Here is a 24,461-nt window from a genome sequence, read left to right as displayed (position 1 = left end):
CAACTGAAAAGCAGGGAGAACACCATGCAAAAACGTCTTATGACCGCACTGTTTACCGCAGCAACACTATTCACCGTCGCAGGATGCTCTTCTAACCAGGCGGTTGAAACCACGGATGGCAAAACTATTGTCACCGACGGGAAACCCGAGGTCGATAACGATACCGGTATGGTGTCTTACAAAAACGCCGCCACCGGGAAAACCGAACAGATTAACCGCGATCAGCTGAAAAATATGAGCGAGCTGGATAATTAATTCAATTTTTTCTGGTTAGCCGCGCAATAATATTCTCTCTTTATGCGCATCCATTTATTCCCATGCGAATAAACGGATGCCTGAACTGGCAGGGACGCCGGAAAACGTCGAAATACGTTCGCCCGTGTTCCCGCTTTCCCCACCGCGCTGTCCGCTTACATGAGGTTACACTCATCGACATTTCTCTGAACAGCGGCTCAACATTTCCCGGAAAAAACATATCGCAAGGCATTTATCCTTATGATTAGGTATAAATGATTAGGTATAAGGAAACGGAGTCTGTAATGAAACTGAAACTAATACCTTTTTATTTGCTCGCGCTATTTTCTGCCGCCTCCGGGGCTACGGAGATAAACGCCTGCAAAGACCTGATCGGAACATGGAAAACCACTGCAGATAACCCGCCTTATACCATGACAATATTGCCGCCAGTAGAAGGCTGCGGGGAAAAATGTGTGAAACTGAACGTACAGTATGAACTTGACGTGACTCACCGCAACGCGCTTTATTGCCATGAAGGACAAGAGGGGGTAAAAGGGCAGGGACCCATGGTGATAGCATTTGAAGGGGCGTATGGTGGACACGCTATTGGAACCTATAACCGACAGCTGCAATTACTTTGGGCTGGCGTAATACCGAAAAATAAAAAGGGGAAATGGATAACGAAAATGGAAAATTACTGGTTCAGGCAGGTAAAAGCGCACTAAATATTACCTTAAAACAGCCCGCAAAACCGTCTTATTCACGAAGGGCTTACTGCCTGCGCGCGCACATTCCAACGGCTTGCCTGCCCCGGATGAACTGTTGATAAAAAAGAGGGCCAGCATCTGTTTCCAGACGGCCCTGAGTGGATTGTGACGTAACATGGCACCTTGCTGGCGCTCTCTTATTATTTCATGCCAGTGCCATCGTTATGGCGCAATCAGAGCTTTATTTCGTCGCATCGTTATAAACTTCGGCAACGGCTTCAAAATTCGGACCATGCTCACGTGCAGCGATAATATGGTAATATTTTCCGCCTTTCGCATCGGCTAATTCTGACAGTTTTTCGCGTAGATCAGAGGGTGAGGAAATCTGCCCGCCACTCTGGGACACATTTATGGTGCCGACCTTAACCAGTTTGAAGTGGCTGATTTCTTGCTTAGAGACCTGCTCTGCCGCAAGTGTGCTGAATGAAGCAACCGTTGCCAGTAATGCGGCGGCAATGATGCGTTTTTTCATAGTTCTGTTCCTGTTGCATTGATGATAAGGTTTGCGCAATATCAGTAATCCGTAACGAAATTATTTATACCCTTCATACTTCAGGTTGCTTATGTGTTGGCTACGGATTACTCGGCCCACCCATGGGCCTCGCCCTGACGGGCCGTCGCACGCGACGTTCAAATCTGCTCCCGGCAGATTTGTCGCTCACCTCAGTCACATAATTATCTATGCTCCTGGTGACTCACTCCCTTGCCGCCTTTAAGCAACTCGAATTATTTTGGGTAATAACCTCGGTTGATTATCTGAAAATAGCCTTATTTGGTGTGACCGTCTTATATCTTGTTATAGTCACCTCTTTATGTTGTTGTCAATGTAAAATAATGCGCTGCCAGCTAAAAAGAAACTTAACCCCCTGTAAATAATAGTTTTTATATTATTTCTTTTAATGGCGTAATTTTTATTGAATCACGCGACAATACGCTAGTTTTATTCATAAGCAACATAACAGAATTGAGTTATGTTTTAATTTCCCAGAGTGATATTACCGGTTGTATGTCTATGGTTGCGCGGCCTGTTACTGATAGTGTTTCTTTCGGGGCGATTTTATTGTAACGGCATAGGGTAATCACCGTAGCTGAAGGGAAAAGGCACGAACACAGCGCTATAGAGTATGTTTAATAATGTATTTTTTTATGAAGTAATGTCTGCAGTTGTATCTCTAAAATAAAAACAATGAACTTTTCATCTAAATAATTTTTCAGTGAATTATGGTTATTTATTAATATATTTCTAATTTGAAATACAAATCAATTTATAACACATATTCTTACCCGGAAGGCATTGATACATATCCACGCTTCCTCGTACAGTAATAAATGAATATGTGATAAAGTTACTGACTACAGGTATAATAATATGAGTAATAAAAAAAATCTGTCCGCAGAAGAGACGGATCTTACGCGTAGGAAACTGTTAACCAGCGCCGGTATTCTTGCCGCCGGCGGTATGCTATCCGGCGCGGTAAAGGCTGATGAAAAATGCGCCGTCAAGGCGAAACCGACGTGGGATAAACCGTTTACTGGCGAAATCCCGGAAAAATTGCCAGAAGGATATAATATTCTGTTAGTCGTGACCGACTAGGAGCGTTTTTTTCCTACGTTTCCTTTCCCTGTACCCGGCAGAGAGCGGCTCATGAAAACGGGGGTGACATTCTGTAATCATCAGAATACCAGTAATGTCTGTACGCCTTCCCGCTCCGTATTGTATACCGGCTTACATATGCCCCAGACAAAGATGTTTGATAATCTGGGATTACCCTGGATGCCTTATGACCTTGACCCCGCTCTTGGAACCACAGGCCATATGATGCGGGAACTGGGATACTATACGGCCTATAAAGGTAAGTGGCATCTTACAGAAAAACTGGAGAAGCCTTTGCCTGACGAAAAAGATGAGGATATTGATGTCGGGGATATTCCTGAACCAGAATTACATAAAATTATGGAAAAATATGGTTTTGCTGACTATCACGGCATCGGCGATATTATAGGCCATAGTAAAGGCGGCTATTTTTATGATTCAACCACCACGGCTCAGACTATAAATTGGTTAAGATGCAAGGGGCAGCCCTTGAATGACCAACACAAGCCCTGGTTCCTGGCCGTTAACCTCGTTAATCCTCATGACGTCATGTTTATTGATACCGATAAAGAAGGAGAAAAGGTACAGTGGCGTGGCGAGTTGGATCAGGATGATAATACCCTGGCGCCCACGCAGCCGCCGGAAAACGAGCTTTATCAGGCAAGCTGGCCGAACTATCCGCTGCCGGCAAACAGGCATCAATCATTCAATGAGCAGGGAAGACCGCCGGCGCATCTTGAATACCAGACGGCGCGCGCTGCGCTGGAAGGGCAGTTTCCTGATGAAGATCGTCGTTGGCGTAAACTGCTTGACTACTATTTCAACTGTATCCGCGATTGTGATACTCACCTTGACCGGATATTAAATGAACTGGATGCCCTCAAGTTAACTGATAAAACGATTGTTGTATTTACTGCCGATCATGGCGAATTAGGCGGAAGCCATCAGATGCACGGTAAAGGCGCTTCCGTTTATAAAGAACAGATCCATGTACCGATGATTATTTCCCACCCGGCGTACCCCGGTAATAAGAAATGTCAGGCGTTGACCTGTCATCTTGATATTGCGCCGACATTAGTTGGGCTGACCGGTTTGCCGGAAGAAAAACAGCACCAGGCGTTAGGCAACCGCAAAGGCGTTAATTTTAGCGGATTGCTAAAAAACCCGGAGAGCGTTGCGGTTAATGCGGTGAGAAATGCCAGCTTATATTGCTATGGCATGATCTTGTATACCGATGCCCATTATCTCCACCGTGTTATCGCGCTACAAAGAGATAAACAAAAACGGTGGCGCAAATCAAGCAGGAAATATCGCATTTGCATCCTGATTTCAGCCATCGTTCAGGGACGCGGATGATTAACGATGGCCGTTATAAGTTTGCACGCTATTTCTCGCTAAGGGAGCATAATACGCCGGAAACCTGGGAGGATCTTATTAAGTACAACGATCTTGAACTTTACGATCTTAAAAATGATCCTGATGAGAACCATAACCTTGCTGCTGATAAACAGAAATATCAGGATCTCATTCTTACGATGAATGAAAAACTGAATAAAATTATCAAAGACGAAATTGGCGTGGATGACGGCAGTTTTATGCCGGATGCGGCCCGTGAGCCATGGGATCTTACTATTGAGCAATTTAACCGCATGGCGAAAGATTAAGAGCCTGACCCATTAGGTTAATTTATGCGTCGGTGATCTAGCATCCAGCGTGTCTGGAGGTTCAGATGCTGTTGGCGCTGCGCTTATTGGGCCTGTGTCATCATGTAATGGATTGATATTACAGTCATTACAGGAAAATTTAGCGCAGCGCCACCCGACAAGAAGGCCTTAAACCGATTTGTCAGCAATTTAAGGCTGCCATCATCACCAACCTTTCCACACCGGATCGCGCTTTTCCACAAACGCCTGCGGCCCTTCGAGGGCATCTTCCGGGGGCAGGATGGCGTCAACTCCTTGCTGGCGTTAATTCAATTTTTTCTGATTAGCCGCTCAATAATATTCACTATTAGCCTGGCGAATTTGTCACTACACTTTGTGATAAAAAACAGATCATCACAGGCTAATCATGATCCTCATTATTTATGCGCATCCGTATCCGCATCATTCTCATGCGAATAAGCAGATGCTTGAACAGGCAGGGACGCTGGAAAACGTCGAAATACGTTCGCTTTATCACCTCTATCCCGATTTCAATATTGACGTAGCCGCCGAGCAAGAGGCGCTGTCGCGCGCGAGTCTTATCGTCTGGCAGCATCCGATGCAGTGGTACAGCGTCCCTCCTTTACTCAAATTATGGATGGATAAAGTCCTCACCCACGGCTGGGCTTACGGTCATGGCGGTACGGCATTGCATGGTAAACATCTGCTGTGGGCGGTAACGACCGGCGGTGGTGAAAACCACTTTGCTATCGGCTCCCATCCAGGATTTGCCGTCCTTTCTCAGCCGCTACAGGCGACGGCGCTCTATTGCGGCCTCAAATGGCTGCCGCCGTTTGCCATGCACTGCACGTTCATTTGCGATGACGACACCTTACAGGCGCAGGCGCGTCAGTATAAACAGCGTTTACTGGCATGGCAGGAGGTGAATCATGGATAGCCATACTCTACTGCAGGCGCTGATCTATCTTGGTTCAGCGGCGTTGATTGTGCCGATTGCGGTACGTTTGGGCTTAGGATCAGTGCTGGGGTATCTGATTGCGGGTTGCATTATCGGCCCCTGGGGGCTACGGCTGGTGACGGACGCCGAATCTATTCTGCATTTTGCGGAAATCGGCGTCGTGCTGATGTTGTTTGTTATTGGGCTTGAACTGGACCCGCAACGGTTATGGAAGCTGCGCGCCTCGGTATTTGGCGGCGGCGCGTTACAGATGGTGGTCTGCGGCGGACTGATTGGTCTGTTCTGTATGTTTCTTGGCCTGCGTTGGCAGGTGGCGGAACTGATTGGCATGACGCTGGCGCTTTCGTCCACGGCTATCGCCATGCAGGCAATGAATGAGCGTAACCTGACCGTTTCACAGGTAGGGCGTAGCGCATTTGCAGTGCTCTTGTTCCAGGATATCGCGGCGATCCCGCTGGTGGCGATGATTCCTCTGCTGGCCGCCAGCGGCGCATCCACCACGCTTGGCGCGTTTGCGCTATCGGCGTTGAAAGTCGCAGGCGCGTTGGCGCTGGTGGTGTTGCTGGGACGCTACGTTACGCGCCCGGCGCTGCGCTTTGTCGCGCGTTCTGGTTTGCGGGAGGTGTTCAGCGCCGTGGCGCTATTTCTGGTGTTTGGTTTCGGCCTGTTGCTGGAAGAGGTTGGGCTGTCAATGGCGATGGGCGCGTTCCTGGCGGGCGTTCTGCTGGCGAGTTCGGAATATCGTCATGCGCTGGAAAGCGATATTGAACCCTTTAAGGGGTTGCTGCTGGGGTTGTTCTTTATTGGCGTCGGCATGTCGATTGATTTCGGCACGCTGGTGGAGAATCCGCTGCGCATTCTGCTGTTGTTGGCCGGTTTTCTGGCAATCAAAATCGTCATGCTGTGGCTGGTCGCGAGGACCCTGGGCGTACCGGCAAAACAGCGTCGCTGGTTTGCCGTCTTATTAGGCCAGGGAAGTGAGTTTGCGTTTGTGGTTTTTGGCGCGGCGCAAATGGCGGATGTACTTGAGCCGGAATGGGCAAAAGCGCTGACGCTGGCGGTCGCGCTGTCGATGGCGGCCACGCCGATTTTTCTGGTGCTGCTGACGCGCATGGAAAAGACCGCAACGGGTGAAGCGCGCGAGGCGGATGAAATCGACGAAGAGCAGCCGCGGGTCATTGTGGCCGGGTTTGGGCGATTTGGGCAGATAGCCGGGCGTTTACTGCTGTCGAGCGGGGTGAAGATGGTGGTGCTCGATCACGACCCCGATCATATCGAAACGCTGCGTAAATTCGGCATGAAGGTTTTTTATGGCGACGCGACGCGTATGGATTTGCTGGAATCTGCCGGAGCGGCGAAGGCGGAGGTATTGATTAACGCCATTGACGATCCGCAAACCAATTTGCAACTGAGTGAACTGGTGAAGACGCATTTCCCGCATCTGCAGATTATCGCCCGCGCCCGTGATGTCGATCATTACATTCGCCTGCGCCAGGCTGGTGTGGCGATGCCCGAACGTGAAACCTTCGAAGGCGCGCTCAAAAGCGGGCGACAGGCTTTGGAGGCGCTGGGGCTGGGGCGTTATGAAGCCCGCGAGCGCGCGGATCTGTTCTGTCATTTTAATACCCGGATGGTGGAAGAGATGGCGAAAGGGGAAAACGATCCGTTATCTCGCGCCGCCGCCTATAAACGTACCAGCGCGATGTTGAGCGAAATTATTACCGAGGACCGGGAGCATCTGTCGTTGATTCAGCGCCACGGCTGGCAGGGAACGGCTGAGGGCAAACATTCCGGGAAGGCCGCTGATGAACCCGAGGTCAAACCGTCAATCTAAAGTAAAAAATGTGATGTTCTGCAAACTTTACTGCTAATTGGCTGTTTTTGAACTACTGTAATGCTGGCGCTCCACATCAAATGAGTGGCGTCGCCAGCAGAACGAAAAATTTTCGTGCTCATCCTCTTTTCGTCAGTCGACGAAAGATTGCGCTTTACGTATAGTGGCGGCAATTTTTTTTGTATCAGGAAATAATTAATGATCAGTCTGATTGCGGCGTTAGCGGTGGATCGCGTCATCGGTATGGAAAACGCCATGCCGTGGAACCTGCCTGCCGATCTCGCATGGTTTAAACGTAACACGTTAAATAAACCTGTCGTCATGGGACGTCACACCTGGGAGTCCATCGGACGCCCCTTACCGGGACGTAAAAATATTATTATCAGCAGCCAGCCGGGCACCGACGATCGCGTGCAGTGGGTGAAGTCTGTCGATGAGGCGATTGCCGCTTGCGGCGATGCGCCGGAAATTATGGTCATTGGCGGCGGGCGCGTGTACGAGCAGTTCCTGCCAAAGGCGCAGAAGCTTTATCTGACGCATATTGATGCGGAAGTCGAAGGCGATACCCATTTTCCGGATTATGAACCGGATGACTGGGAATCGGTATTCAGTGAGTTTCACGATGCCGACGCGCAGAATTCTCACAGCTATTGTTTCGAGATTCTGGAGCGTCGTTAACGCTGTAGTGCCGGATGGCGGCGAAATGCCTTATCCGGCCTACTCTTGAGCCGGATGTAGGCCTGATAAGCGTAGCGCCATCAGGCATAAACCTATCAGGCGTTGACCGCTTCGCCTTCGCCCATATCCATCTGGCGGTTTGACGGCTGCACAAAATACTGTTTATCTTCCCAACGTAAACAGGTTAACTCCCCGCCCCAGCAGCAGCCGGTATCCAGCGCGTAAATACCTTCTGGCGTCCCTTTCCCTTCCAGCGACGCCCAGTGCCCGAAAGCAATACTGTAAGCCTCGCTCACCGGTCCCGGAATGGCGAACCACGGCTTCAGCGGCGCAGGGGCATTTTCCGGCGACGCTTTGCTGTACATATCCAGTTGACCGTTAGGAAAGCAGTAACGCATACGGGTAAAGGCATTAGTAATAAAGCGTAGCCGCGCCAGACCGCTTAACTCCGGCGACCAGTTATTCGGCATATCGCCATACATCGCGTCGAGGAAAAACGGGTACGAGTCGCTCGACAGCACCGCTTCAACATCGCGGGCGCACTCTTTTGCCGTCTGCAAATCCCACTGTGGGGTAATACCCGCATGCGCCATGACCAGCTTTTTCTCTTCATCTACCTGCAACAGCGGCTGACGGCGTAACCAATTCAACAGCTCATCGGCGTCCGGCGCTTCAAGAAGCGGGGTCAGCCGGTCTTTAGGTTTGTTGCGGCTAATCCCGGCGAATACGGCCAACAGGTGTAAATCGTGATTCCCCAGCACCAAACGCACGCTATTGCCAAGCGATTTGACGTAGCGTAACACGTCCAGCGAACCGGGACCGCGGGCGACCAAATCGCCAGTCAGCCATAGAGTGTCTGTATCTGGCGTAAATTCCACTTGCTGTAATAAGGCGATCAGTTCGTCGTAGCAACCGTGAACGTCGCCGATGAGATAAGTTGCCATTGTTATAATTTTAGTGAATGAGTGTAGGGACGGCGAGTCGAAACACGGGAATGTCGATGGTAAAGGCGTCGCCATTTTCATCGATCATTTCGTAATGACCCTGCATGGTGCCCAGCGGCGTTTCAATTACCGCGCCGCCGGTGTACTGATACTCTTCGCCAGGCGCAATGCGCGGCTGGACGCCAACCACACCTTTGCCCTGGACTTCAGTTTCACGGCCATGACCATTGGTAATCAGCCAGTAGCGGCCCAATAGCTGCACTGGCGCCCGACCCAGATTGCGGATGGTTACGGTATAGGCAAAAACGTAACGTTCATCGTCAGGTGAGGATTGCGCCTCAATGTAGACGCTTTGCACCTGAATACACACTCTGGGCGAATTGATCATGTTTAACTCTCCTTCAAAGGCGCGTTTTCCGACAGATAGTTGGCCATCTGGCAGTACTGCGCGACAGAGATATTTTCCGCGCGCATTGCCGGGTCAATACCCATTTCCGTCAACGTCTCAACGCTAAAAAGATTGCCGAGACTATTACGGATCGTTTTACGGCGCTGGTTAAAGGCCTCGGTGGTAATACGGCTCAACACGCGAATATCTTTAACCGGGTAAGGCATCGTTGCGTGTGGAACCAGACGCACCACGGCGGAGTCCACTTTGGGCGGCGGCGTGAAGGCGGATGGCGGCACTTCAAGCACCGGGATCACCTGACAGTAATATTGCGCCATCACGCTTAAACGACCATACGCTTTGCTGTTCGGCCCTGCAACCAGACGATTTACCACTTCTTTTTGCAACATAAAGTGCATGTCGGCAATGGCATCAGTATAGCTAAAGAGATGGAACATCAGCGGGGTGGAGATATTATAGGGCAGATTGCCGAACACACGCAGCGGCTGGCCCAACTGCGCAGACAGTTCGCCAAAGTTCATGGTCATGGCGTCCTGCTGATAAATAGTCAGCTTCGGCCCTAAAAACGGATGGGTTTGCAAACGCGCCGCCAGATCGCGGTCAAGTTCAATGACCGTGAGCTTATCCAGTCGTTCGCCGACCGGCTCCGTCAGCGCCGCCAGACCGGGGCCGATTTCAACCATCGCCTGGCCTTTTTGCGGATTAATAGCAGAAACAATACTGTCGATCACAAACCGATCGTTGAGAAAGTTTTGCCCGAAGCGTTTACGGGCTAAATGGCCCTGATGGACTCGATTATTCATTGGGTATTAACAATCATTTTGATGGCGAGATTAAGCGCCGTAATAAAACTGCCGACATCCGCTTTTCCTCGGCCCGCCAGTTCAAGCGCGGTGCCGTGATCAACGGAGGTTCGAATAAAAGGTAGGCCGAGCGTAATATTCACTCCCCGACCGAATCCCTGGTATTTTAGCACGGGCAGGCCCTGATCGTGGTACATTGCCAGCACCGCGTCGGCATTATCGAGATATTTGGGCTGAAACAGCGTATCAGCAGGTAGCGGCCCGTTGAGTTTCATCCCCTGCGCCCGCAGCTCGTCGAGCACCGGAATGATGGTGTCTATCTCTTCCGTGCCCATATGACCGCCTTCGCCCGCGTGCGGATTCAGGCCACAGACAAGAATGCGCGGTTCGGCAATACCAAATTTGGTCCGCAAATCGTGATGCAAAATAGCAATCACTTCGTGCAAAAGCGCAGGGGTGATGGCGTCTGCAATCGCCCGTAGCGGCAGATGCGTGGTCGCCAGCGCCACGCGAAGTTCTTCGGTTGCCAGCATCATCACGACTTTTTTCGCCTGCGAACGCTCTTCGAAAAACTCGGTATGACCGGTAAACGGAATGCCTGCGTCGTTAATAACGCCTTTGTGCACGGGGCCTGTGATCAGCGCGGCAAATTCACCGTTCAGACAGCCATCACACGCTCGCGCCAGCGTCTCTACCACGTAGGGGCCATTTTCTACCGTCAACTGACCGGGGATGGCAGGCGCGCGCAGCGAGACCGGCAATAGGGTCAGCGTTCCCGCGGGCTGCGGCGCAGCGGGGACATCAGGCGAGTAAGGGAGAAGCGAGAGGGGCAGGCCGAGCATGGCGGCCCGCTCCGTCAGGAGCGCGCCGTCCGCACAGACGACCAGTTCAATCGGCCACGCGCGTTGCGCCAGTTGGACGACAAGATCGGGGCCAATCCCGGCGGGTTCGCCGGGAGTGATAACAACGCGTTGCGCACTGCTCATTAGTTACTCAAAATCTTAACGTAAGCGCTGGCGCGCTGTTCTTGCATCCAGGTCGCCGCTTCTTCTGAGAATTTACGGTTCATCAGCATACGATAAGCGCGATCTTTCTGCGCCGCATCGGTTTTGTCTACCTTACGCGTATCCAGCAATTCGATCAGATGCCAGCCGAAAGAGGAGTGTACCGGCGCGCTTATTTGGCCTTTATGCAGCTTCGTTAGCGCGTCGCGGAACGCCGGATCGAAAATATCTGGCGTAGCCCAACCCAAATCACCGCCTTGGTTAGCGGAGCCCGGGTCCTGAGAGTACTCTTTCGCCGCTGCGGCAAATGTGGTTTTACCACTCTTAATGTCAGCCGCGATTTCTTCCAGCTTCAGGCGCGCCTGCTGATCGTTCATGATCGGCGACGGCTTAAGCAGAATGTGACGAGCGTGAACTTCGGTCACGGAGATACTCTGGCTCTGACCGCGCAGGTCGTTTACTTTCAGAATGTGGAAGCCGACGCCGGAGCGAATCGGGCCGACAATGTCGCCTTTCTTCGCGGTGCTCAGCGCCTGGGCGAAAATCCCCGGCAGCTCCTGAATACGGCCCCAGCCCATCTGACCACCTTTTAACGCCTGCTGGTCGGCAGAGTAGGTAATCGCCAGTTTGCCGAAATCTGCGCCGTTACGCGCTTCTTCAACAATGCTTTCCGCCTGGCGCTGCGCGTCGTTAACCTGCTCGGAGGTTGGGTTTTCCGGCAGAGCAATCAGGATATGGCTCAGGTTCAGCTCGGTGCTGGCGTCGTTTTGGGTGCCAATCTGTTTTGCCAGCGCGTCAACTTCTTGCGGCAAAACGGTGATACGGCGACGAACTTCGTTGTTGCGCACTTCAGAGATAATCATCTCTTTACGAATCTGGTTACGGTAGGTTGAATAGTTCAGCCCATCGTAAGCCAGACGGCTGCGCATCTGATCCATCGTCATATTGTTTTGTTTGGCGATGTTGGCGATGGCCTGATCCAACTGCTCATCCGTGATCTTCACCCCCATCTTCTGACCCATCTGCAGGATAATTTGATCCATAATCAAACGTTCCAGGATCTGGTGGCGCAGCGTGGCGTCGTCCGGAAGCTGCTGACCTGCCTGACCCGCGTTGAGTTTGACTGATTGCATTAAGCCATCAACGTCGCTTTCCAGCACGACGCCATTATTGACGACGGCTGCGACTTTATCGACTACCTGGGGGGCAGCGAAACTGGTATTCGCGATCATGGCGATACCGAGAAGCAGCGTTTTCCAGTTCTTCATACTTTTTCCATTTCAATTAACCGCAATGCGGATTACGTTGTAAATCAATCAGATTACATAGAGCTTTGGTACGGCAGAATGTTCGAACGCAACATTTCTTGCGTGCCGAGGCCGTAGTTAGAGCTCAAACCGCGCAGCTCAATGTTGAAGCCAATCGCGTTATCATAAATCGCGTGTTGTTTATCGTTATCCCAACCGTTCAGCTTACGTTCGTATCCGACGCGGATCGCATAGCAGCAAGAGTTGTACTGCAAGCCGAGCATCTGGTCTGCAGGTTTGCTCGAATTGGTATCGAAGTAGTACGCGCCGACAATCGACCAGCGATCGGCAATCGGCCAACTTGCCACCGCGCCCACCTGGTTGATGCCGTTTTTATACTGCTCTGCCGTGGAATAATACGAAGGCAACGTAGCCTGAATATATTCCGGGCTGGCATAGCGGTAGTTCAACTGTACCAGACGATCCTGATCCCGACGGTATTCGAGGCTGCTGCTGCTGGTAGCGACGCTATCCAGACGGGTATCGTACTGCACTCCGCTACGCAGCCCCCAGCGTTCTGAAATACGCCAGTAAGTGTCACCTGCCCAAACCAGCGAACCGGTTTTGTCGTCATTCTCCCATTTAATGTTGTCATCGCCGGTGCGAGACTCCGTGAAATAGTAGATTTGACCAACAGAAACGTTAAAACGTTCAACGGCGGCATCATCATAAATGCGTGTTGTGACGCCGGTCGTGACCTGGTTGGCGGAAGCAATACGGTCGAGACCGCCATAAGTGCGGTCGCGGAACAGGCCGTTATAGTCGGATTGCAGCAAAGAAGAATCGTAGTTATAGATGCCGCTCTGGTCGCGGTACGGCACATACAGGTACTGCACGCGTGGTTCCAGCGTTTGGGTATACCCCGGCGCCAGCATCGCCATATCGCGTTCGAAGACGAGCTTACCGTCGACTTTAAACTGCGGCATGACGCGGTTAACCGAATCTTCCAGTTTTTTGCTGTTATTGGCGTTGTACCAGTCCAGATTCGTCTGCTGATAGTGCGTCGCCATCAGCTTCGCTTCGGTGTTCAGACTGCCCCAGCGGTTGGAGAGCGGCAGACTAATGGTCGGCTCCAGGTGGACGCGGGTCGCTTCCGGCATATTGTCTTTGGTGTTGACAAAGTGCACCGCCTGACCGTAAATCCGGGTATCAAACGGGCCGAGATCGTTATGGTAGTAGTTAACGTCTAACTGCGGCTCCGCTGAATAGCTGCTGGTGTTCTGATCGTTAAAGACCTGGAATTGTTTGGTCGACACCGTAGCGTCAAAGTTTTGTACGGCGTAGCCGACGCTGAATTTCTGCGTTGCGTAGCCGTCGGTACTGGAACCGTACTTACTGTCGAAATCATTAAAGTAGCTGGAGTCGCTGACTTTGGTGTAATCGACGTTAAAACGCCACACCTGATCCATCACGCCTGAGTGCTGCCAGTAGAATAACCAGCGGTGCTTATCGCCCTCTTTGGGATGTTCGTCCTCGTAGACTTTATCAGAAGGCAGATAATCTAATTCCATCAACCCGGCGCCGGCCTGCGTGAGATAACGGAATTCGTTCTCCCACATAATATTGCCGCGGCGGTGCATATAGTGCGGGGTGATGGTGGCGTCCATATTGGGCGCGATGTTCCAGTAATACGGTAAGTAGAACTCGAAATAGTTCTTGGTCGTGTATTTCGCGTTCGGGATCAGGAAACCTGAGCGACGTTTGTCACCGACGGGTAGCTGTAAATAGGGGCTATAAAAGATCGGAACCGGACCTACTTTAAACCGGGCGTTCCAGATCTCCGCAACCTGTTCTTCACGGTCATGGATGACTTCACTCCCCACCACGCTCCAGGTATCGGAGCCAGGCAGACAGGAGGTAAAGCTGCCGTTTTCCAGAATGGTATAGCGGTTTTCGCCACGCTGCTTCATGAGATCGGCTTTACCGCGCCCCTGACGGCCCACCATTTGGTAATCGCCTTCCCAGACGTTCGTGTCTTTGGTGTTCAGGTTCGCCCAGCCCTTCGGCCCTTTAAGGATGACCTGATTGTCATCATAATGCACATTACCCAGCGCATCGACGGTGCGTACAGGTTCCGGCTGACCTTCCGCCTGCTTCTGATGAAGCTGCACTTCATCCGCTTGCAGGCGGCTATTCCCCTGCATAATGTCCACGTTGCCGGTAAAAACGGCATCGTCCGGGTAGTTACCTTTAGCGTTATCGGCATTGATAGTAACCGGCAGATCGTTGGTATCGCCTTTTACCAGAGGACGATCGTAGCTCGGCACGCCCAACATACACTGTGAGGCGAGATCGGCTGCCAGCCCCTGATGACTATAAAGGGCGCTGGCGATCATGGTGGCCAGAAGAGTGGGAATACGTTTTTTCATACGTTGTATTTATTGTTCCATCATCGGTAGCGTTGCGCGTGACAAACGGTCACAGCCTAACTTACTCATCTTCGCTGCGCCAGTGTTAATCCTGCCGTTTAGCGTCTGTGGTGTTAGGCACGGCATTGAATGACAGGTATGATAATGCAAATTATAGGCGATGTCCCACAAATGACCGTAGCCTTCATTCGCGGAAAAGCACCTTATTTTGTGGGAGATAGCCTCACCGATAGCGTAACGTTTTGGGGAGTCTATGCAGTACTGGGGAAAGATAATTGGCGTCGCCGTAGCCCTGATGATGGGCGGCGGCTTTTGGGGCGTGGTCCTGGGTCTGCTGGTGGGCCATATGTTCGACAAAGCCCGCAGCCGAAAAATGGCGTGGTTTGCCAACCAGCGGGAACGGCAGGCGCTGTTTTTTGCCACCACCTTTGAGGTGATGGGCCACTTAACCAAATCAAAAGGACGGGTGACGGAAGCGGATATTCATATCGCCAGTCAGTTGATGGATCGTATGAATTTACACGGCGATTCACGTACTGCCGCGCAGAACGCCTTTCGGGTCGGAAAAGCGGATAATTACCCATTACGTGAAAAGATGCGGCAGTTTCGTAGCGTCTGCTTCGGGCGTTTTGATCTGATCCGGATGTTTCTGGAAATTCAGATCCAGGCGGCGTTTGCCGATGGTTCACTGCACCCTAATGAGCGGGAAGTGCTGTATGTGATTGCGGAAGAGTTAGGTATTTCCCGCGTACAGTTCGATCAGTTTCTGCGCATGATGCAGGGCGGCGCGCAGTTTGGCGGCGGTTATCATCAACAGTCCGGCGGCGGCTGGCAGCAGGCGCAGCGCGGCCCGACGCTGGAAGATGCCTGTAATGTGCTGGGGGTTAAAACCACCGATGATGCAACCACCATTAAACGCGCTTATCGCAAACTGATGAGCGAGCATCATCCCGATAAGCTGGTGGCCAAAGGGTTGCCGCCGGAAATGATGGAGATGGCGAAGCAAAAAGCGCAGGAAATTCAGAAAGCGTATGAGCTAATCAAAGAACAGAAAGGCTTCAAGTGATTGAATTGCCGGATGCGGCTAGCGCCTTATCCGGCCTACGTTAATGAATGTAGGCCGGGCAAGCGAAGCGCTCCGGCATAAATTGGCTCAGAATTTAAAAATCTGCCGGGACTTTAAACGTCATGCTGTTACCGTAAGCGGGATGGGTAATGGTCAGCATTTCGGCGTGTAACTGCAAACGCGGCGCCAGCGACAACGCTTCCGGCGAGGCGTAAAACTGATCGCCTAAGATCGGGTGGCCTAACGCCAGCATATGCACACGCAGCTGATGCGAACGCCCGGTGATCGGTTTGAGCACCACGCGGGCGGTATTATCCGCCGCAAATTCCACCACGTTATATTCCGTTTGCGCCGGTTTGCCGGTTTCATAACACACTTTCTGCTTTGGCCGGTTCGGCCAGTCGCAGATGAGCGGTAAGTCGACCAGTCCTTCCGCCGGGGAGGGATGCCCCCATACGCGCGCCACATACTGCTTTTTCGGCTCACGTTCGCGGAACTGGCGTTTTAGCTCCCGCTCCGCGGCTTTGGTCAGCGCCACTACAATCACGCCGCTGGTGGCCATATCCAGACGATGCACCGACTCTGCCTGCGGGTAGTCGCGCTGGATACGCGTCATAATGCTGTCTTTGTGCGCTTCCAGACGCCCCGGCACGGACAACAGGCCGCTGGGCTTATTGACCACCATAATGTGCTCATCCTGATACAGGATAACCAGCCAGGGTTCCTGCGGCGGATTGTAGTTTTCCATCCCCATGTACGGCTCCGTTATTGGTGCGTGACGACGATAAGACGCAGCGCGTCCAGACGCCAGCCTGCCTGATTCAGGCTTTCCAGCACCTGCTGACGGTTGCTGTCGATAGCGGCAAGTTCGTCGTCGCGGATGTTCGGGTTGACGGCGCGCAGCGCTTCCAGACGCGACAGTTCCCCGGACAGTTTTTCATCTGCCTCGCGGCGCGCGTTATCAATCAGCGCTCTGGCGGACTGTTCAATCTGCGTCTCGCCCAGTTGCAAAATGGCGTGGACGTCCTGTTGAACGGCGTTCACCAGTTTGCTACCGGTGTGGCGATTCACGGCGCTGAGCTGGCGGTTGAAGGTTTCAAACTCGACCTGGGCGGCCAGATTGTTGCCGTTTTTATCTAACAGCATACGTACCGGCGTCGGCGGCAGGAAGCGGTTCAGTTGTAGCTGTTTCGGCGCCTGCGCTTCCACGACGTAAACCAGTTCGACCAGCAGCGTGCCGACGGGCAGCGCTTTATTTTTCAACAGCGAAATGGTGCTGCTGCCGGTATCGCCGGAGAGGATCAGATCCAGTCCGTTACGGATGAGCGGATGTTCCCAGGTAATAAACTGCGCATCTTCGCGAGACAGGGCTACGTCACGTTCAAACGTGATAGTACAACCGTCTTCCGGCAGGCCGGGGAAATCCGGCACCAACATGTGGTCGGACGGCGTCAGCACGATCAGGTTGTCGCCGCGATCATCCTGGTTAATGCCGACGATATCGAACAGGTTCATGGCGAACGCGATCAGGTTGGTGTCGTCGTCCTGTTCTTCAATGCTTTGTGCAAGCTGTTGGGCTTTTTCACCACCGTTGGAGTTGATCTCCAGCAGGCGGTCGCGGCCCTGTTCTAACTGGGCTTTTAGCGCTTCATGTTGTTCGCGGCAGGATTTGATCAGATCGTCAAACCCGTCGGTTTCTTCAGGCGCGGCCAGATAGTTAATCAGACTGGCGTAGGCTGAATCATAAATCGCGCGACCGGTCGGGCAAGTGTGCTCAAAGGCGTCCAGCCCTTCGTGATACCAGCGAACCAGCACCGACTGGGCGGTTTTTTCCAGGTACGGGACGTGGATCTGGATATCATGCGCCTGGCCGATACGATCCAGACGACCAATACGCTGTTCCAGCAGATCCGGGTTAAACGGCAAGTCGAACATCACCAGATTGCTGGCAAACTGGAAGTTACGTCCTTCGGAGCCGATTTCGGAACATAACAGCACCTGCGCGCCGGTATCTTCTTCGGCGAACCAGGCGGCGGCGCGGTCGCGTTCGATAATCGACATGCCCTCATGGAACACGGCGGCGCGGATGCCTTCGCGTTCGCGCAGCACCTGCTCCAGCTGTAACGCGGTGGTCGCCTTGGCGCAGATCACCAGCACTTTTTGCGAACGATGGCTGGTCAGATAGCCCATCAGCCACTCAACGCGTGGGTCGAAGTTCCACCAGGTGCCGGTATCGCCTTCGAACTCCTGATAAATTTGTTCCGGATAGAGCATATCGCGGGCGCGATCTTCCGCGCTTTTACGCGCGCCCATAATGCCGGAGACCTTAATGGCGGTCTGATACTGGGTCGGCAGCGGCAGTTTTACCGTATGCAGTTCACGTTTCGGGAACCCCTTGACGCCGTTACGGGTGTTGCGGAACAGAACGCGGCTGGTACCGTGGCGATCCATCAGCATCGACACCAGCTCATCACGGGCGGCCTGCGCGTCGTCGCGATCGCTATTAGCGGCCTGTAACAGCGGTTCAATATCCTGTTCGCCGATCAGATCGCCCAGTCTGTTCAGTTCGTCGTTGCTGAGTTTATTGCCCGCCAGCAGCATGGCCACCGCATCGGCGACAGGGCGGTAGTTTTTCTGTTCTTCGACAAACTGTTCGAAATCGTGGAAACGGTTCGGATCGAGCAGGCGCAGACGGGCGAAATGGCTTTCCATCCCCAGCTGTTCTGGCGTGGCGGTCAGCAGCAGCACGCCCGGCACGCGTTCAGCTAACTGTTCGATGGCCATATATTCACGGCTCGGCGCATCGGTGCTCCACACCAGATGATGCGCTTCGTCGACCACCAGCAAATCCCACTCGGCGTCGCACAAATGTTCCAGACGCTGCTTATTGCGGCGGGCGAAATCCAGCGAGCAGATCACCAGTTGTTCGGTTTCAAACGGGTTATACGCGTCGTGCTGCGCTTCGGTATAGCGTTCGTCATCGAACAGCGCGAAGCGCAGGTTGAAACGGCGCAGCATTTCTACCAGCCACTGGTGTTGCAGGGTTTCCGGAACGATGATCAATACGCGTTCCGCCGCGCCGGATAATAACTGTTGATGCAGAATCATCCCGGCTTCAATGGTTTTACCTAAGCCCACTTCATCCGCCAGCAGTACGCGCGGCGCGTGGCGACGACCCACATCATGAGCGATATTAAGCTGATGCGGGATCAGGTTGGTCCGCTGACCGCGCAGGCCGCTGTATGGCATCCGGTACTGCTCGCTCTGAAATTTACGGGCGCGATAGCGCAGCGCGAACCGATCCATTCGATCGATTTGACCGGCGAACAGACGATCCTGGGGCTTACTGAAAACCAACTTGCTGTCGAGCAGAACTTCGCGCAACGTCACATTGGTTTCTTCGGTATCCAGGCGGGTGCCGACATAAACAAGCAGGCCATTTTCTTCTTTTACTTCATCGATATGTAGCTGCCAGCCTTCATGGCTTGTAATCGTATCGCCAGGGTTGAACATGACGCGGGTCACGGGAGAATCACTGCGCGCATACAGGCGGTTTTCCCCCGTGGACGGGAAAAGTAAGGTGACGGTTCGCGCATCCATCGCAACAACGGTTCCAAGTCCCAGCTCGCTTTCTGTATCGCTGATCCAGCGTTGACCAAGTGTAAAAGGCATATGTGTTCGGCTCTATATCTTTAATTGCAGGCATTACTCGCCATTCCCAGGCGACAGCACTGGATAATTGCGAGTATACGACCCCGCTACCAGGCTAATGTGGTAGTGGCGTTAATTAGGTCCAGGAATGGAAAGGGCGCTATGGTACTGGAAGGCGGCGCTTTCGTCACGCGTCAAAATAACCCCAGTTGCCCGGTCAGTAGTGTAGCAAAATTATCTTCAACGAAGGGAAGAATTCCTTCCGCCACGGGTTGTAGCTGGCGGGTAAGATAGTGTTCGTAATCCAGCGGCGACTGCTGGTAATCCACGGGCTCGGGGCCGTTAACAGTCCAGACATATTTTATGGCGCCGCGATTCTGATACTGCGCCGGACGACCCTGCTTCAGGTTTTGTTCATCCGCCAGCCGGGCGGCGCGAACGTGCGACGGAACGTTACGCTGGTACTCATGTAAAGGGCGACGCAGACGCTTACGATAAACCAGCTGCGCGTCCAGTTCGCCCGCCATCAGTTTATCGATAGTCTCGCGCACATAGTCTTGATAAGGTTCATTGCGAAAAACGCGCAGATACAGCTCCTGTTGAAAGCGCTGCGCCAGCGGCGTCCAGTCGGTCCGCACCGTTTCCAGACCTTTAAATACCATGCGCTGGCTGTCGCCTTCCTGAATCAGGCCCGCGTAGCGTTTTTTACTGCCAGTATCCGCGCCGCGGATGGTCGGCATCAGAAAACGGCAAAAGTGAGTTTCAAACTCCAGTTCCAGCGCGCTGGTCAAATTTTGCTGTTGTAACGTCTGCGCCCACCATTCGTTCACGTGACGCACCAGCCTGTGCCCGATTTCCGCCGCATCGGCTTCTGAATGCGCGCGCCGGAGCCAGACGAAAGTGGAATCGGTATCGCCATAAATCACGTCATAACCCTGCGCCTCAATCAGCGCTTTGGTCTGGCGCATAATCGCATGACCGCGCATGGTGATTGACGACGCCAGACGGGGATCGAAAAAGCGACAGGCCGTGGTGCCGAGTACGCCATAAAAGGCGTTCATAATGATTTTAAGCGCCTGCGAGAGCGGTTTATTGCCCTGACGTTTGGCTTCATCGCGCCCGTGCCAGATTTGGCTAACAATTTCCGGCAGGCAGTGCTTTTCTCGTGAAAACCAGGCGTCAAGGAAACCTTCGGTACTGTGTTCCGGGTCCGGCTGCGCCATGCCTTCGACCAGCCCGACGGGATCAATCAAAAACGTGCGGATAATTGACGGGTACAGGCTTTTATAATCCAGCACCAGTACTGAATCGTATAATCCGGGTTGTGAATCCATTACGTAGCCGCCGGGACTTGCCAGCGGCGGCACTTCGCCGAGATTGGGCGCGATATAGCCGGCGCGGTGCATTCGCGGAAAGTAAAGATGCCCGAATGCGGCGACCGAACCGCCGTGGCGATCGACCGGCAGGCCGTTGATCGTCGCGCGTTCCAACAAAAACGGCATGATTTCGGTTTTATGGAAAATGCGCGTGACCAGCTCGCAGTCTTTCAGGTTGTAGGTGGCGAGGGCGGGTTTATCCTGGGCAAAGCGGCGATCGATCTCATCCATACGATCCCAGGGGTTATCAATGGATTTTCCTTCGCCGAGCAGTTCCTGCGAGACGGCTTCCAGCGAAAAAGACGAAAAATTCCAGAACGCGGATTTAAGCGCGTCGATACCATCGATAATGACTCGCCCTCTGGCCTGGGCGAAAAAAACGCCGTTTTTGAAGCCATGTTCGCGCCACTCCAGTTCGCTATTGTCTCGCCCCAGCCGTAAAGGGATACGGTAGCGTTCGGCATATTTTTGCAGCATACGCAGGTCGAACTGCACCACGTTCCAGCCGATGATGACGTCAGGATCATGTTCGGCAAACCAGGCGTTGAGTTTTTCCAGCAACTGCGGGCGGCTGGCGACATACACAAGCTCGAAGTCCAGTTGGCGCTCATCGCCGTTCGCCGGGCCCAGCATATAAACGGTACGCTGGCCGCAGCCTTCCAGACCAATGCAATACAGCTCGCCGTGTCGCGTGGTTTCGATATCCAGCGAGACCCATTTTAGCGGCGGTCGATAGTCGGGGTGGGGTTTAAGACGCGCATTGCGGATAACGCCGTTGCGCATCTCGCCATCTACCCAAACAGGCGAAGTGATAAAACGTTCCATCAGGTAACGCTCCGGCGGGCGGACATCCGCTTCATAAACGGTGACGCCGTTTTCGCGCAGCAGTTTCTCCATCCGCATAAGCTGGCGGTGAGTGCGGCAATACAGACCGGATACCGGCTGACGGTGAAAGTCTCGCAGCTGGAGCGGCGTCAGGCGATAGTCTTTTTCCGCCTGTAGCAGCGAGGCGGCGCGGGAGGTCTGGCTGGTCGGAATAAACGCCACGGACTCTTGCGGCGCCAGCGTCGCCTGCAAAGGGCCGTTGTCTGTCGCCAGCCAGAAAGAGACCTCCGTCCCTTGCGGCGTATCCCGCCAGTGCCGGGTTAAAATGAAACCTGCCTGCGCCACGATGATTACCTGTCTAAAAAATTCACGCTAATTATAACCTGTTTTAGGGGGTAATACTGTTATTTTGTACAGGCATATAACGTAAAAGCCGATATCCGCTGTAATAAAAAGTTTCTCGCAGTAAGAAGCGGGTTTGCGCCCACCAGGATTTATAGCGGGTGGCTCGCGTGGGTGATGAGCGGCTATCGATACCATTATCCTGAGCGATAGTTTTCAGACGCAGCATATGCAGCGGATCGCTGACCAGTAACGCTGTGCACCATCTTAACTCCAAAGGGTACTCCCGCCGACATAAGGCGGGAGGGGAATTTGGACGGGCTTGAAAAGCCCGAAGGATCATCAGCCACGCTGATGTTGAATGTATTGCTTCACAACTTCCAGCGGCGCACCTCCGCACGAGCCAGCAAAGTATGACCTCGACCAGAGCACGGCTTTTCCGTATGCTCCCCGCAAATCAATAAATTCGTTTCGCAGACGGCGGGATGTCACAGCTTTCAGTGAGTTAACCAGTACCGAAAGCTGCACTGTTGGTGGGTATTCGATCAGCATGTGGACATGATCGACGTCTCCGTTACTTTCTTTAAGTTCTCCGCCAAAATCACGGCAGACTTCTGCTGCATACTGATGGAATGCAGCATAGTGTGACTCACCCAGTATCTTTCGACGGTATTTTGTTATAAAGACAAGATGAACATGCAAAAGGAAGGCGGCATGTCTTGAACGATTAATTTTATGTTTTTGTATTGAAGTTGACCGTAAAAACAGTAACGTAGCAAACAAATCTCCTACACACTGAGTGATGATGCTAATCCTGAAAGCCTACAAATTCAGACTGGAACCAACGCCTGAACAGTCGCAGCGTTTGCGGCAGTTATGTGGTTGCGCCCGTTTTGTCTGGAATTTAGGTCTTGCGGAGACAAAGCGCATCCTTGGTTCAGGCGAAAAGTTACCTTCGGCTTTCGAGTTGAACAGGATGCTTACAGTGTGGAAAAAAATGCCGGGACACATCTTTTTACAGGATGCTTATACCGACAATCTGCAACAAAAGTTGAAAGACCTGCATACTGCATGGAAACGTTGCTTTGATAAAAAGCTCGCAGCTAAGGCCCCGGTATGGAAACGAAAAAATGAGGGCAGAGACTCAATCCGTTTTGTGAACTTTGAGAAATATTGCCGCCTTGAAAATCGCAGAGTGAAGCTACCGTCAGGTCTTGGGTGGGTAAAATTCCGGCAATCTCAACGTGTGAACGGTAAAATCAAAAATGCGACAATCAGTCAGTTAGCGGGACAGTGGTATATCTCGTTTCAGGTTGAAGTTGAAACGGCAGAACCCAATCACACAAGCACAACGATAGTCGGTCTGGACGCAGGAGTAACAAAACTCGCCACGCTTTCAGACGGTACGGTATACCAACCAGTCAACAGTTTTAAAGCAAGTCAGCGCAAGCTGGCAACACTCCAGCGGCAGTTAAGCCGTAAAGTCAGATTCAGCAGTAACTGGCAGAAACAAAAGCGAAAAGTCCAGCATCTGCACTCGCACATAGCCAATATCCGGCGCGACTACCTTCATAAAGTTACCAGTGAAATCAGCAAAAACCACGCGATGATAGTCATTGAGGATTTGAAGGTTAGTAACATGTCGAAATCGGCAAAAGGTACAGCAGAACAGCACGGACGAAACGTCAAGGCCAAATCAGGTCTGAACCGTTCGATACTGGATCAGGGCTGGTATGAAATGCGCCGCCAGCTTGAGTACAAACAGCTCTGGCGTGGCGGTCAGGTGCTTGCGGTTCCGCCAGCATACACAAGCCAGCGTTGCGCGTGCTGTGGTCATACCGCGAAAGAAAATCGCCTGTCACAAAGTAAATTTGTGTGTCAGGCATGCGGATATACAGCGAACGCTGATGTAAACGGCGCTCGTAACATTTTAGCGGCGGGGCACGCCGTTCTTGCCTGTGGAGGGATGGTGCAGTCAGGCCGCCCGTCTGAAACAGGAACCAGACGCTGAGCAATCAGTCGTCACCCACTAATGGGAATTCCCCACCTGAGTCACGAAGTGCGAAGGTGGGGGAGGATGTCAATGTTGTTGTCGCAGTATCTGTTTTGCGTAACGAATATTTTCGCGCGTCACGGTAGAGCGCTCTTCAATAAAAATCGCCTTAGCCGGAATGCCTTTTTCCAGAACGTATTGACGGGCTATCGCCGCGTCGGAAACCGTTGCGCCAGCGCCGTAGCCGCCGGTTAATACCAACGCGCGGACAATGTGTTGTTGGTAAAGCCAGATGGCATGATCCAGTCTGGCCTGAAAAACGGGAGAAGGCGTTTTTCCGCTAACGCCTGCTCCTGCGACAATCGCGCAGTCAGCTACGCGCGTCTGGTTTTGCTGACTGAACTGATAAATAGCGATAGCGTTATGGATAAACACCATGGCCATAATGAGAATGATGCCTGCCGCGATTCTGAGGATGTAGCGATATTTCATGAATGAGTTCGTTCCCCGTGACGGGTGTAATGAATATTTTAACGATAAAATGGCTTTTAGCGTCAGATATTTTTGCTGACGTATATTTATCAATATAATGATGCCGGTATATACAGCAGATATAATTATCCTATAACTGCTAATTTTG

General features: G+C 52.5%; 18 protein-coding genes and 3 pseudogenes. 8 read left to right on the top strand and 13 right to left on the bottom strand.

Annotated elements, in window-relative coordinates:
- Nucleotides 1-24 precede the first annotated feature (24 nt).
- Entirely contained in the window at nt 25-255 is a 231-nt protein-coding gene (locus AAYN39_RS04165) for a YgdI/YgdR family lipoprotein (protein WP_001172089.1), read from the top strand.
- A 290-nt stretch (nt 256-545) separates the two neighbouring features.
- Entirely contained in the window at nt 546-962 is a 417-nt protein-coding gene (locus AAYN39_RS04160) for a hypothetical protein (RefSeq protein ID WP_000767274.1), read from the top strand.
- A gap of 223 nt (nt 963-1,185) precedes the next feature.
- On the opposite strand, the gene srfN is transcribed toward AAYN39_RS04160, so the two are convergent.
- Nucleotides 1,186-1,476, bottom strand: a complete 291-nt coding sequence (gene srfN / locus AAYN39_RS04155) for a DUF1471 family virulence protein SrfN (RefSeq protein ID WP_000745961.1) — start codon at nt 1,474-1,476, stop codon at nt 1,186-1,188.
- An 897-nt stretch (nt 1,477-2,373) separates the two neighbouring features.
- On the opposite strand from srfN, the pseudogene AAYN39_RS04150 reads away from it, so the two are divergent.
- The 4 genes and pseudogenes from AAYN39_RS04150 (at nt 2,374) to folA (ending at nt 7,732) form a co-directional block, all read left to right on the top strand.
- Nucleotides 2,374-4,262 (top strand): annotated as a pseudogene (locus tag AAYN39_RS04150) (sulfatase-like hydrolase/transferase).
- Nucleotides 4,263-4,668: 406 nt separating this feature from the next.
- Complete coding sequence (gene kefF, locus AAYN39_RS04145) at nt 4,669-5,199, top strand: glutathione-regulated potassium-efflux system oxidoreductase KefF (RefSeq protein ID WP_000600696.1); 531 nt, start codon at nt 4,669-4,671, stop codon at nt 5,197-5,199.
- Nucleotides 5,192-7,054, top strand: a complete 1,863-nt coding sequence (gene kefC / locus AAYN39_RS04140; protein WP_000377172.1) for a glutathione-regulated potassium-efflux system protein KefC — start codon at nt 5,192-5,194, stop codon at nt 7,052-7,054. Before kefF ends, kefC begins: the two co-directional genes overlap by 8 nt.
- Nucleotides 7,055-7,252: 198 nt before the next feature.
- Nucleotides 7,253-7,732 carry a type 3 dihydrofolate reductase gene (gene folA, locus AAYN39_RS04135; RefSeq protein ID WP_000624378.1) on the top strand — a complete coding sequence of 160 codons (480 nt, stop codon included), beginning with the start codon at nt 7,253-7,255 and terminating at the stop codon, nt 7,730-7,732.
- Between the two features lie 95 nt (nt 7,733-7,827).
- Here the strand turns inward: folA and apaH are convergent, their stop codons facing one another.
- From apaH to lptD, 6 genes are read right to left on the bottom strand one after another with little or no spacing between them, the layout of a single operon-like run.
- On the bottom strand, nt 7,828-8,676 hold the full coding sequence (gene apaH / locus AAYN39_RS04130; protein ID WP_000257211.1) for a bis(5'-nucleosyl)-tetraphosphatase (symmetrical) ApaH: 849 nt from the start codon (nt 8,674-8,676) through the stop codon (nt 7,828-7,830).
- 10 nt (nt 8,677-8,686) lie between these two features.
- Nucleotides 8,687-9,064: a Co2+/Mg2+ efflux protein ApaG gene (gene apaG / locus AAYN39_RS04125; RefSeq protein WP_000610896.1), complete on the bottom strand. Its 378-nt coding sequence runs from the start codon at nt 9,062-9,064 to the stop codon at nt 8,687-8,689.
- Nucleotides 9,065-9,066: 2 nt separating this feature from the next.
- Complete coding sequence (gene rsmA / locus AAYN39_RS04120; protein WP_001065397.1) at nt 9,067-9,888, bottom strand: 16S rRNA (adenine(1518)-N(6)/adenine(1519)-N(6))-dimethyltransferase RsmA; 822 nt, start codon at nt 9,886-9,888, stop codon at nt 9,067-9,069.
- Nucleotides 9,885-10,874, bottom strand: coding sequence for a 4-hydroxythreonine-4-phosphate dehydrogenase PdxA (pdxA, locus tag AAYN39_RS04115; RefSeq protein WP_000093001.1), 990 nt, complete (start codon nt 10,872-10,874; stop codon nt 9,885-9,887). The genes rsmA and pdxA overlap by 4 nt, the downstream gene beginning before the upstream one ends.
- Entirely contained in the window at nt 10,874-12,160 is a 1,287-nt protein-coding gene (surA, locus tag AAYN39_RS04110; protein WP_000800482.1) for a peptidylprolyl isomerase SurA, read from the bottom strand. The genes pdxA and surA overlap by 1 nt, the downstream gene beginning before the upstream one ends.
- A 53-nt stretch (nt 12,161-12,213) precedes the next feature.
- The gene (lptD, locus tag AAYN39_RS04105; RefSeq protein WP_000746124.1) at nt 12,214-14,568 is read right to left on the bottom strand and encodes an LPS assembly protein LptD; all 2,355 of its coding nucleotides are present in this window, start codon (nt 14,566-14,568) and stop codon (nt 12,214-12,216) included.
- A gap of 253 nt (nt 14,569-14,821) precedes the next feature.
- On the opposite strand from lptD, the gene djlA reads away from it, so the two are divergent.
- Nucleotides 14,822-15,634: a co-chaperone DjlA gene (gene djlA, locus AAYN39_RS04100; protein WP_001200595.1), complete on the top strand. Its 813-nt coding sequence runs from the start codon at nt 14,822-14,824 to the stop codon at nt 15,632-15,634.
- Between the two features lie 94 nt (nt 15,635-15,728).
- Here djlA and rluA read toward each other — a convergent pair whose 3' ends face one another.
- The 5 genes and pseudogenes from rluA to tnpA form a co-directional block, all read right to left on the bottom strand.
- Nucleotides 15,729-16,388 carry a bifunctional tRNA pseudouridine(32) synthase/23S rRNA pseudouridine(746) synthase RluA gene (rluA, locus tag AAYN39_RS04095; protein WP_000525195.1) on the bottom strand — a complete coding sequence of 220 codons (660 nt, stop codon included), beginning with the start codon at nt 16,386-16,388 and terminating at the stop codon, nt 15,729-15,731.
- Nucleotides 16,389-16,399: 11 nt separating this feature from the next.
- Nucleotides 16,400-19,306: an RNA polymerase-associated protein RapA gene (gene rapA / locus AAYN39_RS04090; RefSeq protein WP_001116972.1), complete on the bottom strand. Its 2,907-nt coding sequence runs from the start codon at nt 19,304-19,306 to the stop codon at nt 16,400-16,402.
- Between the two features lie 173 nt (nt 19,307-19,479).
- The gene (polB, locus tag AAYN39_RS04085) at nt 19,480-21,831 is read right to left on the bottom strand and encodes a DNA polymerase II (RefSeq protein WP_000035599.1); all 2,352 of its coding nucleotides are present in this window, start codon (nt 21,829-21,831) and stop codon (nt 19,480-19,482) included.
- 43 nt (nt 21,832-21,874) lie between these two features.
- Nucleotides 21,875-22,096: pseudogene (locus AAYN39_RS04080) on the bottom strand (YdcF family protein); the annotation flags it as partial.
- A 74-nt stretch (nt 22,097-22,170) separates the two neighbouring features.
- Entirely contained in the window at nt 22,171-22,611 is a 441-nt protein-coding gene (tnpA, locus tag AAYN39_RS04075) for an IS200/IS605-like element ISSen6 family transposase (RefSeq protein WP_000458341.1), read from the bottom strand.
- A gap of 22 nt (nt 22,612-22,633) precedes the next feature.
- Between tnpA and AAYN39_RS04070 the strand changes: the two genes are divergently transcribed.
- Nucleotides 22,634-23,839 (top strand): RNA-guided endonuclease TnpB family protein, encoded by a 1,206-nt coding sequence (locus tag AAYN39_RS04070; protein ID WP_014341280.1) that lies wholly within the window; start codon nt 22,634-22,636, stop codon nt 23,837-23,839.
- Between the two features lie 75 nt (nt 23,840-23,914).
- Here AAYN39_RS04070 and AAYN39_RS04065 read toward each other — a convergent pair.
- Nucleotides 23,915-24,313: pseudogene (locus tag AAYN39_RS04065) on the bottom strand (YdcF family protein); the annotation flags it as partial.
- Nucleotides 24,314-24,461: the final 148 nt, after the last annotated feature.

The organism is Salmonella sp. K21076 (assembly GCF_039650795.1).
GTDB classification, from domain to species: domain Bacteria; phylum Pseudomonadota; class Gammaproteobacteria; order Enterobacterales; family Enterobacteriaceae; genus Salmonella; species Salmonella enterica.
This window is presented reverse-complemented; position numbering and strand designations above follow the sequence as displayed.

Excerpts from the sequence above, each read along its gene's own strand:
- AAYN39_RS04165 (WP_001172089.1), top strand. The coding sequence starts at position 25 with ATGCAAAAACGTCTTATGACCGCACTGTTTACCGCAGCAACACTATTC.
- srfN (WP_000745961.1), bottom strand. The coding sequence starts at position 1,476 with ATGAAAAAACGCATCATTGCCGCCGCATTACTGGCAACGGTTGCTTCA.
- kefF (WP_000600696.1), top strand. The coding sequence starts at position 4,669 with ATGATCCTCATTATTTATGCGCATCCGTATCCGCATCATTCTCATGCG.
- kefC (WP_000377172.1), top strand. The coding sequence starts at position 5,192 with ATGGATAGCCATACTCTACTGCAGGCGCTGATCTATCTTGGTTCAGCG.
- folA (WP_000624378.1), top strand. The coding sequence starts at position 7,253 with ATGATCAGTCTGATTGCGGCGTTAGCGGTGGATCGCGTCATCGGTATG.
- apaH (WP_000257211.1), bottom strand. The coding sequence starts at position 8,676 with ATGGCAACTTATCTCATCGGCGACGTTCACGGTTGCTACGACGAACTG.
- apaG (WP_000610896.1), bottom strand. The coding sequence starts at position 9,064 with ATGATCAATTCGCCCAGAGTGTGTATTCAGGTGCAAAGCGTCTACATT.
- rsmA (WP_001065397.1), bottom strand. The coding sequence starts at position 9,888 with ATGAATAATCGAGTCCATCAGGGCCATTTAGCCCGTAAACGCTTCGGG.
- pdxA (WP_000093001.1), bottom strand. The coding sequence starts at position 10,874 with ATGAGCAGTGCGCAACGCGTTGTTATCACTCCCGGCGAACCCGCCGGG.
- surA (WP_000800482.1), bottom strand. The coding sequence starts at position 12,160 with ATGAAGAACTGGAAAACGCTGCTTCTCGGTATCGCCATGATCGCGAAT.
- lptD (WP_000746124.1), bottom strand. The coding sequence starts at position 14,568 with ATGAAAAAACGTATTCCCACTCTTCTGGCCACCATGATCGCCAGCGCC.
- djlA (WP_001200595.1), top strand. The coding sequence starts at position 14,822 with ATGCAGTACTGGGGAAAGATAATTGGCGTCGCCGTAGCCCTGATGATG.
- rluA (WP_000525195.1), bottom strand. The coding sequence starts at position 16,388 with ATGGGGATGGAAAACTACAATCCGCCGCAGGAACCCTGGCTGGTTATC.
- rapA (WP_001116972.1), bottom strand. The coding sequence starts at position 19,306 with ATGCCTTTTACACTTGGTCAACGCTGGATCAGCGATACAGAAAGCGAG.
- AAYN39_RS04070 (WP_014341280.1), top strand. The coding sequence starts at position 22,634 with ATGCTAATCCTGAAAGCCTACAAATTCAGACTGGAACCAACGCCTGAA.